Source organism: Pseudoalteromonas sp. TB64 (assembly GCF_000498095.1).
Lineage (GTDB): Bacteria > Pseudomonadota > Gammaproteobacteria > Enterobacterales > Alteromonadaceae > Pseudoalteromonas.
In genome coordinates, this window is sequence record NZ_AUTQ01000051.1 from 1 (window position 1) to 2,264 (window position 2,264).

Annotated in this window: 1 protein-coding gene and 1 pseudogene; both read right to left on the reverse strand. The window is 39.4% G+C overall.

What is annotated here, in order from left to right:
* A pseudogene (locus tag L647_RS0101670) lies at window positions 1-487 on the reverse strand (hypothetical protein); the annotation flags it as partial.
* A gap of 313 nt (window positions 488-800) precedes the next feature.
* Window positions 801-2,150 (reverse strand): CDC27 family protein, encoded by a 1,350-nt coding sequence (locus L647_RS0101675; protein WP_029880347.1) that lies wholly within the window; start codon window positions 2,148-2,150, stop codon window positions 801-803.
* Window positions 2,151-2,264 lie beyond the last annotated feature (114 nt).

A 2,264-nucleotide genomic window follows, 5' to 3' on the forward strand; every position in this document is an offset into this window, starting at 1 on the left:
TACCCACTGCTTGAATTTTTGCACCGCGTGCAACGCGTAAGATAGCTTCACCTGAGCCAAAAGCTAACACCGCACCGGGCTCAACGGTCATCGTTGGACCATTTGCTGGAATTTCAAAACCATCAACCGTGCTGCCGTCTTCGCCAATTTGCAGGGCGTCATCAAAAACGTGAACACCGCCACCTGGCAATTCTTTAAACGTAATGTTATTTGTAATAGAAATTGTTTTGCTAGCAAATGAGTCGTTATATAAACAGTCAATTCCGCTAACGATACCCGTTACCGTACCCGCATCTGATTCATAGCTTGCACATTCAGCGTCTTCATCAGTTGTTGAACCCGCTGTATTATTTGAATTATTAACACTGTTATCTGTTGTAGAGCTGTTATCGTTTACAGTTGGTGTAATTTCGATATCGCCGCCACAGCCAGCTAGAGTCATTGCAGTTGCTACAAGGCTGATCTTGAATAAATCAGATAATTTCATTGTTCACTCCGTTAAAGTATTTAATTATTTTGTTAGCGTATTAAGTAAAAACTTAAGTCACTTTAAAGCACGATACTCATGCATTAAGGTGACTTAAGTTATCGAATGCAGGTAAGATACTGTAGTGATATGACAAAGTAGTTACAGTTTAATAACCTTAAGATGACAATGTTAACTTTCATGAAATCAATTGGTTACTTTTTATAGCAACAAAAAAACCGCCAAAAATAAATTTAAGGCGGTTTGTGTAGTGCGATTATAAAATAGGTTTACACGTATCGTTTTTATTAAAAGTAACCGTGCTAATTAACGATTAAAGTAGTGCTGTTTTGAGTGTTTCTGCATGTACTTTTTCACGCTTTACATACTTAATCCATTGCTGCGCTAAACGCTGTGATTTTTTATGTTTTTCGGCTTGTTCAAACGCTAAAATTGAGGCATCAAAATTTTGTAAGTTGTACTGCGCCATGCCCAGTGCTACAAACGCATTTGATTCAAAATCAAGTGAGCCTTTATCAAGTGCTTTACGCGCTGCGTCGGCCGCTTCTTCATACTGCTCAGTATTAACATACACCTCGGCTAAGCGTTGGTCGTACTTACCACTAGGTGATAAATCGGCAGCTTTTACAAAGTATTCTATTGATTTTTCATCTTCTTTTGCTTGGATCATCGCCTCAGCTACAAAGGCGTAGTTTTTAGCGTTTTGCTCTGCAATCCCTTTTTTAATCGTATCGCTCATAACCTGTGCGGCTTTAAATGCCAAACCGTTATATAAATACACTTGAGCTAATTGGCGTAAATCAGATTTAGTGGTTAAAAAACCTTGCTGGTAAGCCGCTTCAATAACAGCTAGCTGCTTTTTTTCCTGCCCAGTTTCGCCATACATACCCGATAACTGTACCCAGTACTCAGGTTTGTTATAAAGCTTTACCATGCGCTCAAGTACATCAACTACTTTGTCAGTTTGATTAAGCGAGTAATACATTGCACGCTGCAGCACTAACCAGTTTTCTTTAGGGGCTTTACCTTCGCTGTCACTTAAAGCAATAACTTGAGATATGTACTCAAGCCCTTTTTTATAATCCTTTAACTGATAGTATGTTTGAGCCCTTAACAAGTAATAGCCTTCTGTTTTAGGTTTAGTGTTAATACTGTCCCAGTCATCTAAAAATGCAATTACCTTTTTGTAATCACTATTAGCCATTGCAAGCTGCGCCAAGCTAAACGTAGTACTTAAACGAAGTGACTCAGGAATGGCTTCCTCTGCAACGACCTTTTCAAACGAGGCTATCGCTTTTGGTAAGTCGTTTTCGTTGTAGTAAATAAAACCGTAAAAATTGTGCATCATCGCAATTTCGTACGAGTTCATGCTCGATGAGCGCTCGTTAATACTGTCAAGCGCCTCAAGTCCGGCTTTAACATCGCCATCATCAGCCAGTTTTTGTGCCCGTGCTAACTGGCTGTATACTTTTTCACGCAGCGCTGGTACTCGTTTAGTTTTTTGCACTTGCGCTGCATGTACGTCTGCAATAGCAACACCAGGTAAAACATTCAGCGCACTGGGCGCAACTATGCTTGCACTAATAGAAACCGTACAAAATAAAGTCACTTTTAAAAATGTTGCTGGCAGTCGTTTTATAATTGGTTTGATAACTAGTTTCATAATAGTCTCACTTTTGTGTCCATTTAATCACCGGATTAATTAATCGCTCAAGTTAACCACTTATTTGGAAAGATATTTTGTTCTGAACACCCGCTACTTCAACGGCTTCACCGT